Origin of the sequence: Streptomyces sp. ICN903, assembly GCF_022015835.1 — a bacterium.
Lineage (GTDB): Bacteria > Actinomycetota > Actinomycetes > Streptomycetales > Streptomycetaceae > Streptomyces > Streptomyces fenghuangensis.
Genome location: NZ_JAKMAY010000263.1, coordinates 1 through 8,205 on the forward strand (window position 1 = coordinate 1; position 8,205 = coordinate 8,205).

Here is an 8,205-nt window from a genome sequence, read left to right on the forward strand (position 1 = left end):
GAGGGGCGCGTCCGGGCCGTTCAGGGGCTCAGGGGCGCTTTCCCGCGGCGCCGGAGGCGTCCGCCGCGTCCACGCCGTCCCACAGGTGCCGGTACCAGGCCTGTTCGCCGGGACCGGGCTCGGCGGTGCGGCGGGAACGGGAGGCGCTCTCACCGGTGCGATCGGCCGTGCCGCGCGGGAGGATGTAGCCGGTCTCGCCGGGGCGCACGTAGAGCAGGTGCTCGCGGATCATCCGCTCGACGTAGGCCGGGTCCTTCCATCGGGCCTTCAGGTCGCGTTTCTCCTCGACCCGGCCGCGCAGTTCCTCGACCAGGCGCCGTTGCTCCTCGATCTCCGCGCGCTGCGAGACGTACTGCCGCATGGGGTAGGCCAGGGCGACGACGAGCGAGCACAGGACCATGACGAGCAGTGCGGCGCGGCCGGTCAGTCGGCTGCGCCGGGGGGCGCGCATCCGGCGGTTCTGGGCGCGGTAGACGCGCTCGGCCGCCTGTGCGCCCAGTGCCCTGAGCCTGGTCGCGGTGGAGAACCTGTCCCGTTCCGCGGCCACCCCGCCTCCCCTGCTGCCCTGTCGTCGCCGTGCCGTCGCGCCGCCGTCGCGGTTGTGGTCGCCCGCCCATGCCGCCGCGTCCCCGCCACCGTACGGGACGGCGGCGGGGACGCGATGACGGCGGGGCCGCCCGGGCGGCCGTGCCCGCTGCTCCGCGGAGCGGGCGGCCTACCGGTCCGCGGGACGGCTGTGCTCACCGGCCCGCGGAGCGGCTGCGCTCACCGGTCCGCGGAACGGAACCGCGGGAACGCCGAGCGCCCGGCGTACACCGCGGCGTCGTCGAGGATCTCCTCGATGCGCAGCAGCTGGTTGTACTTGGCGACGCGCTCGGAGCGGGCCGGGGCGCCGGTCTTGATCTGGCCGCAGTTGGTGGCGACGGCCAGGTCGGCGATGGTGACGTCCTCGGTCTCGCCGGAGCGGTGGGACATCATGCACTTGAAGCCGTTGCGCTGGGCCAGCTCCACGGCGTCCAGCGTCTCGGTCAGGGAGCCGATCTGGTTGACCTTGACCAGCAGGGCGTTGGCGGCGCCCTCCTCGATGCCGCGGGCCAGGCGCTCGGGGTTGGTGACGAACAGGTCGTCACCGACGAGCTGGACCTTGTCGCCCAGGCGCTCGGTGATGGTCTTCCAGCCGTCCCAGTCGTCCTCGAACAGCGGGTCCTCGATGGAGACCAGCGGGTACGCCTCGACCAGCTCGGCGTAGTAGTCGGTCATCTGGGCGGCGGTGCGCTCCTGGCCCTCGAAGACGTACTTCCCGTCCTTGTGGAACTCGGAGGCGGCGACGTCCAGGGCGAGGGCGACGTCCTGGCCGGGGGTGTAGCCGGCCTGCTTGATGGCCTCCAGGATGAGGTCGAGCGCCTCGCGGTTGGAGCCGAGGTTGGGGGCGAAGCCGCCCTCGTCGCCCAGGCCGGTGGACAGACCGCGCTCCTTCAGCACCTTCTTGAGGGTGTGGTAGACCTCGGTGCCCCAGCGCAGGGCCTCGGAGAAGGACTCGGCGCCGATCGGCGCGATCATGAACTCCTGGATGTCCACGTTGGAGTCGGCGTGCGAGCCGCCGTTGAGGATGTTCATCATCGGCACCGGCAGCAGGTGCGCGTTCGGTCCGCCGAGGTAGCGGAACAGCGGCAGGTCGGACGCCTCGGAGGCGGCGTGGGCGACGGCCAGCGAGACGCCGAGGATGGCGTTGGCGCCGAGGGAGGACTTGTCCGGGGTGGCGTCCAGGTCGAACATCGCCTGGTCGATCAGGCGCTGCTCGGTGGCGTCGTAGCCGACCAGCTCCGGGCCGATCTGCTCGATGACGGCGAGGACGGCCTTCTCGACGCCCTTGCCGCCGTAGCGGCCCTTGTCCCCGTCACGCAGTTCCAGGGCCTCGAAGGCGCCGGTGGAGGCGCCGGACGGAACGGCCGCACGGCCGGTGCTGCCGTCGTCGAGGCCGACCTCGACCTCGACCGTGGGGTTGCCTCGCGAGTCGAGGATCTCGCGGGCCACTACGACGTCGATGGACGGCACGAGGGTCTCCTTCGTGTGTGTCGGGCATGTGTGTCGGGTCTCAGTGCCCTGAGCCTATCCGGCCCGCGCACGCCACCTCGCCGACAGCCCGTGCCATACGGCGGAACGGAGGGTGAAATCGCAGCTCAGAGGGGGCGGGAGCATTTTGTTTCCAAATTGAATAAACCCGGTGCGGCGCGCCCTCCGCCGAGGGAGGTGACACACCGCACCGGGATGGCGCCGCCTGGTGACGGAAGTGGCGCCGCGGCGGGCACAGCAGGGGATCAGACCCGGAGCTGCTGGCCGGGGAAGATCAGGTTGGGGTCGTCGCCGATGACGTCGGCGTTGTCCTGGTGGATCTGCTGCCAGGTGGTGCCGTGGGCGGCCGCGATGGCGCGCAATGTGTCGCCGGACTTGACCGTGTAGCCGGACTCGGCGCCGCCCTGGCGGCCGTCGGCCCGCTCGGAGGCGCCCTGCGACCGGGACTGCTCCTGGGACTGCGACTGCGACTGCTTCTGGGACTGCGACTGGGACTGGGACTGGGGCTGCGCCCCGGAGCGCCCCTGCCCGGCGCCGGAGCGGCCGCCGTCCGGGTCCACCTCGGCCGCGGGGCCGCCGGCGGTGAGGCCGCCCTTCTCGGCGCAGGCCCAGGCGCGCGGACCCTGCATGGCGAGCAGCCGCTCGGCCACGGCGATCTGCTGCTCCCTGGTGGCCAGATCGGCGCGCGGCGCGTACCGGGTGCCGCCGGCGGCCTCCCAGCTGGACTGGGAGAACTGCAGACCGCCGTAGTAACCGTTGCCGGTGTTGATGGACCAGTCGCCGCCGGACTCGCACTGGGCCACCCGCTCCCAGGTGTCGACGGACGCGGCCGAGGCGCCCGGCGCGCCCGCCACCGGAACGGCGATGGCGGCACCCGCGGCGCCCGTCAGCGCGGCCGCGCGGACGGCCCTGGCGGTGCGACTGTCATGCCCCTTGCCGGTGAACAGCATGGACGTCCCTTATCTCACCGACGCCTGCGAGGTGAGCTGTCGGGTTCGGGCAGTGAGCAAGCCCGGCCGTCCGGGGCGCGGAGCCCCGGCGACTTCACCCCAAGCCGCTCCGGACCCTGCGGTCCGGGGCGGCGCCTACCTGGTTCCCCCGCTCCTGCCCTCGGCGCTGACGCGACGACTGCCCACCGGCCGCCGGCAGGATTCGGCGCTGCGGTCGGTGGCACTCGCGGTGCGAGCGAGACGACGGTAAGCACACCGGGGCATATGTCTCAAAGCATGTCAGAAAGCGGCAATTCACCCTTTCTGACGCCCGCACGGCCGGAACCCGCAGGTCAGGTGAGGAGCGTTAGGCCGGACAGGAACGACACGCCGCAGTCGCCCGGGAGGGTCATCCCGCAGGGCCGTCCGCACTCATCCGAGAGTGAGCTCCTGTCCCGGCAGGATCAGGTCCGGATCCTCGCCCACGACGTCCTCGTTGCTCTCGTACAGCCCGCTCCAGCCGCCCGGGACGTTCTGTTCCTGTGCGATCGTCACAAGCGAGTCGCCGGGGCGCACCAGATAGCTCTCGTCGGCCGCGCGGGCTCCCAGACCGCTCACGGTGCCCGCCAGCGCGGGGCGCTCGGCACGGGCGGAGCGGTCGGCGGCCTCCCCGGACCGCTCGTCGCCGGCGGCCTCCCGGCCCTCCGGCGCCCGGCTCTCCGCGCCCCGCTCCAGCTCCAGTTCGCGCGGGTCGCGCTCGCCGCGGTGCTTTCCGGTGCCCTCACCCGCCCCGGCGCGGGCTTCTTCCCCGGCGCCGGTGTCCTTCGCGCGGCCGTCCTCGGCCTCACCGTCCCCGGCGCCGTCGCCCTCCGAAGCCTTCCGCTCGTCCCGGTCGCCTTCCTCGGCGGCGCCGTCCTCCGCGCCGCCACCGGACCCGGATCCGCCCTCGCCGTCGGCCGGGGACTCCTCCCGCGTCTCGTCGCCGCCCGGCAGGATGCCGTCCAGGAGGCCCCCGCCCTTGCCGCTCCCGCCGTCGCGCGCGTCGTCCTCCGGCAGGAGGTTGTCCGGGTCGATGGCCGGGGCCTCGCCGGTGGTGTCGTGGCGCAGCCCGGCGTTGACGCCGCAGGAGGGCCAGGCCTCCGGCCCCCGGTCGGCGAGGATCTTCTCGGCCACCGCGATCTGCTGGCTGCGGCTGGCGAGATCGGGGCGCTCGGCGTACGACGTACCGCCGTACCGCTCCCAGACCTCCTGGGTGAGCTGGAGGCCGCCGTAGTAGCCGTTGCCGGTGTCGGCGCTCCACAGGCCGCCGCTCTCGCACTGCGCGACCCGGTCCCAGGTGTCGAGGTCCGCCGCCTGCGCGCCTCCCGCCCCGAGCAGGGGGATGGCGAATCCCGCGCCGGTCACTCCGGCCGTGACGAAGATGGCGGGAGCCTGGCGGGGGCGGCGGTGTCTACCGTTCCCGGAAAGCATGTGTGGAGCCTCTCGTGCGTGGACAGATGACAGGGTTGCGCGGTTGACGGCTGAACGTAGCGCCACCGGGCCGATCATCACAAGTCAATGTCTCGCAGATCACGCACGGATCACATGCATGACTGTGCGTCACCCGCGCACCGGCTCGAACTCCACCGGCAGTTCGCGCAGTCCGCGCATGATGAGGCCGCCCCGCCGGCGCAGGTCGGCGGGTTCCGCCGCGAGCCGCAGGTCGGGGAGGCGTCCCAGCAGGGCCGTGAGCGCGATCCGCCCCTCCAGCCGCGCCAGCGGCGCTCCCAGGCAGTAGTGGATGCCGTGGCCGTACCCGAGGTGGGGATTGTCACCGCGTGTGAGGTCCAGGGTGTCCGGGTCGGCGAACCGCGCCGGATCGCGGTCGGCGGCGGCCAGCACCACCAGCACCGGGTCGCCCGCGCCGATCCGCTGCCCGCCGATCTCCAGCGGCTCGGTGGCGAACCGCCAGGTGGCCAGCTCCACCGGCCCGTCGTAGCGCAGCAGTTCCTCCACCGCCGTCCGCAGCAGCCCGGTGTCGCCCGCCGCCAGCGCGTCCTGGAGCCGCCGGCGCTGCTCCGGGTGGCGCAGCAGCGCGTAGGTGCCGTTGCCGATGAGGTTGACGGTGGTCTCGAAGCCTGCGAACAGCAGGATGAAGGCCATCGCGGCAGCCTCGTTCTCCGTCAGGTGCTCGCCGTGGTCGCTCGCCCGGATCAGACCGGAGATCAGGTCGTCGCCCAGGTCGCCGCGCTTGCGGTGGATCAGGTCGGCCAGGTAGGCGCGCATCCGCTTCACCGCCCGGCCCACCCCGCCGCGCGGGCCGCCGCCGTGCCGGATCATCATTCCGGCCCAGTCGCGGAAGTCGTCCTGGTCCTCGGCCGGGACGCCGAGCATGTCGCAGATGGCGTAGATCGGCAGTGGGAACGCGAACTCGTGGATGAGGTCGGCGCTCCCGCGCTCCGCGAAGCCGTCGACGAGCCGGTCGGCCAGCTCCCGCACCCGCGGCTCGAAGGCCGCCACCCGGCGCGGGGTGAACGCCTTGGACACCAGCCGCCGCAGCCGGGTGTGGTCGGGCGGGTCGATGTTGAGCAGGTGCGTCATCAGATTGGCGCTGCGCTCGCCCGGGATCCCCACCTTCCCCTTGCCGTGCGCGGCCTCGCTGTGGTGGGCGGGGTTCTTGCTCAGCCGCGGGTCGGCCAGCGTCTCGCGCGCGTCCGCGTACCGCGTCACCAGCCACGCCTCCACCCCGCTGGGCAGCACGGTGCGGTGCACGGGCGCGTGCTCGCGCAGCCACGCGTACGCGGGGTAGGGGTCGGTGGCGAACTCGTGCGAGAACAGCTCGGGCGGGGGCGGGGTGCGGTCGGCGCCGGCGTTCTCGTGGTCCACGCCTTCGACGCTAACGCGGCCCGCGCACGCCCGGCCGAGGGGGTCCGGGCGGCCCGCACTCCGGGCCGGACCCGCGGCGGCATGGCGGCCCGGCGGACGGGTACGGCGGAAGGACGGATACGGCGAAACCTCCGAAAGGGGGACACAGTGCCCTCGCACTCCTACCCTCCTCCGCAGGACTGGGGCCACTACGGGGAGCCGCCGCCCGAACCGCCGCCCCCGGAGCCCCCGGCACGGCCCCGCGACGGGATGGGCGTCGCCGCCCTCGTGCTCGGCCTGATCGCCCTGGTGATGTTCTGGACCGCCCTGCTCGGTGTGGTCCTGGGTGTGCTGGCGGTCGTGTTCGGCGTCGTCGGTTACCGCCGCGTCAAGCGGGGCGAGGCGACCAACGGATGGATGGCCCTCACCGGCGCGATCACGGGCTTCATCGGGCTGGCCCTCTCCACCGCCGTCATCGCCGCCGCGGTGGCCTTCCTCAACTCCGACGAGGTCGGCGACTTCCGCGACTGCATGCGGAACGCCGACACCTCCGCCGAGAGCCAGGAGTGCGTGGACGACCTGCGCGACCGGTACTGGTGAGGGCGCACGGCGTGCGCGGTCCGCGCCCGCCCGCCGGCGAACCCGGTGGCTCCGCGCCCCCGCCGCCTCACCGGGTCCGGCGGCCCTCCCCCGGCAGCGTCAGCGCGACCAGCAGCAGACAGCACCCCAGGACCACCGCACCGGTGCGGTAGGCCAGGGCGTAGCCGGGGGCGAGGGCCTCCGGGGTCTCGCCGGCGATCCGGGAGGCGGCGACGGTGGAGAGCACCGCCAGGCCCAGGGAGCCGCCCATGGTGCGGGAGGTGTTCACCATCGCCGAGACCACGCCCGCGTCCCGGTGCGGGGCGCCGGAGGTGGCCAGGGAGGCCAGCGGGGTGGCCAGCAGCCCGGTGCCGAGCATCGTCGTTATCCCGGGCCCCATCACCGTGGCCGCGTAGCCGCCGTCGGCGGCCATGACGGAGCTGAACCACAGGAAGCCGCACGCCGCCAGAGCCACGCCCGTCAACGCGGTGTTCCGGGCCCCGGCCCAGTGCATCAGCCGGGGCGCGAGCTTGGATCCGGCGACGACGCTGAGCGAGTGCGGCAGGAACCCCAGCCCCGCCTGGAGGGGCGTGTAGAGCAGCACGTTCTGCATGTACAGCGACATGAAGTACCAGGAGGAGACCAGCGCCGCGCCGCAGACGAACATCGCGGCGTTGGCCGCCGACACCGACGGCAGCCGGAACAGGCGCAGCGGCATCAGCGGCGCCCCGGCCCGGGACTCCACCGCGACGAACACCCCCAGCAGCGCCAGCCCGCCCAGCAGGGGCACGAGCGTGACCGGCTCCGTCCAGCCGGCCGCCTCCGTCTGCACGATGCCGTACGCCACCGCGCCGAGACCGCCGGTGACCAGCACCGCGCCGGGCACGTCGAGGCGCCGGGCGCCGCCGGCCGGATGGTCCGCCGACAGCCGGAGCGCCACCGCGAGCAGCACGAGCACGCCGATGGGCACGTTGACCAGCAGCACCCATCGCCAGGACAGCGCGTCGGTGAGCACACCGCCGACGAACCCGCCCGCCGCGCCGCCCCCGGCTCCCACCGCCGTCCAGGTGCCGATGGCCCGGGCGCGGGCCGGCCCCTCCGGGACGGAGGTGGTCAGCAGGGTCAGGGTGGACGGGGCGAGGACGGCGGCCCCCGTCCCCTGCACGGCCCGCGCGGCCAGCAGATGCCAGGGCTCCTGCGCCAGGCCGCCGGCGAGGCTGGCGGCGGTGAACAGGCCGAGTCCGGCCAGGAACACGCGCTTGCGCCCGAAGAGGTCGCCGGCCCGCCCGCCGAGCAGCATGAACCCGGCGAAGGTCAGTGTGTAGGTGTTGACCACCCACTGGAGCTGCTCGGCGTCCATCCCCAGCCCGGCCCGCATGGACGGCAGCGCCACGTTGACGACGGAGACGTCGAGGACGACGAGGAACTGGCCCGCGCACGCGGCGAGCACGATCAGCCACGGCGCCCGGGCCGGGCCGGGTGCCGGTGTCGCCTGGGGTTTCTCGGCCTCGGCCGGACGCTTGTCCATGGCACCCATGCTAAGGAGCCGCCACCGGCCGCCCGGCCCCGGCCGCCGGGCACGCGTCCTCCCGCGGCCCGTCCGCTCCGGCCCGCTCACCTCGGCGACCGGAGCGCGGCATCGGGATCCGGCGTGACGACGGGACGCGGGGTGGCGACGAGGTCGCCGAACGGTACGCAGTCGCCCGCCAGACGGATCTCCCCGGGCCCGCACTCCGCCGCCGGGCCGGTCGGAAGGGGCGCGGGGGTCGGCGGATACGGC

The 8,205-nt window shown here is 73.9% G+C and carries 7 protein-coding genes and 1 riboswitch; of the genes, 1 reads left to right on the forward strand and 6 read right to left on the reverse strand.

Annotated elements, in window-relative coordinates:
• Window positions 1–28: 28 nt before the first annotated feature.
• The 5 genes from L7D48_RS22490 to L7D48_RS22510 all read right to left on the reverse strand — a co-directional run bounded on the left by L7D48_RS22490 (window position 29) and on the right by L7D48_RS22510 (window position 5,867).
• Window positions 29–547 (reverse strand): septum formation initiator family protein, encoded by a 519-nt coding sequence (locus tag L7D48_RS22490; protein ID WP_237881845.1) that lies wholly within the window; start codon window positions 545–547, stop codon window positions 29–31.
• A 218-nt stretch (window positions 548–765) separates the two neighbouring features.
• Complete coding sequence (eno, locus tag L7D48_RS22495) at window positions 766–2,055, reverse strand: phosphopyruvate hydratase (RefSeq protein WP_237881847.1); 1,290 nt, start codon at window positions 2,053–2,055, stop codon at window positions 766–768.
• Between the two features lie 263 nt (window positions 2,056–2,318).
• Entirely contained in the window at window positions 2,319–3,023 is a 705-nt protein-coding gene (locus tag L7D48_RS22500) for a transglycosylase family protein (RefSeq protein ID WP_237881850.1), read from the reverse strand.
• 6 nt (window positions 3,024–3,029) lie between these two features.
• Window positions 3,030–3,199, reverse strand: a riboswitch (cyclic di-AMP (ydaO/yuaA leader).
• 235 nt (window positions 3,200–3,434) lie between these two features.
• Complete coding sequence (locus L7D48_RS29210; RefSeq protein ID WP_308312326.1) at window positions 3,435–4,406, reverse strand: transglycosylase family protein; 972 nt, start codon at window positions 4,404–4,406, stop codon at window positions 3,435–3,437.
• Window positions 4,407–4,601: 195 nt separating this feature from the next.
• The gene (locus tag L7D48_RS22510) at window positions 4,602–5,867 is read right to left on the reverse strand and encodes a cytochrome P450 (RefSeq protein WP_237881852.1); all 1,266 of its coding nucleotides are present in this window, start codon (window positions 5,865–5,867) and stop codon (window positions 4,602–4,604) included.
• Between the two features lie 147 nt (window positions 5,868–6,014).
• Here L7D48_RS22510 and L7D48_RS22515 point away from each other — a divergent pair, with 147 nt between their 5' ends.
• A complete protein-coding gene (locus tag L7D48_RS22515) occupies window positions 6,015–6,446 on the forward strand; it encodes a DUF4190 domain-containing protein (protein WP_237881854.1) in 432 nt (143 codons plus the stop codon).
• 67 nt (window positions 6,447–6,513) lie between these two features.
• Here L7D48_RS22515 and L7D48_RS22520 read toward each other — a convergent pair whose 3' ends face one another.
• Window positions 6,514–7,962: an MFS transporter gene (locus L7D48_RS22520; RefSeq protein WP_374493324.1), complete on the reverse strand. Its 1,449-nt coding sequence runs from the start codon at window positions 7,960–7,962 to the stop codon at window positions 6,514–6,516.
• Between the last annotated feature and the right edge of the window lie 243 nt (window positions 7,963–8,205).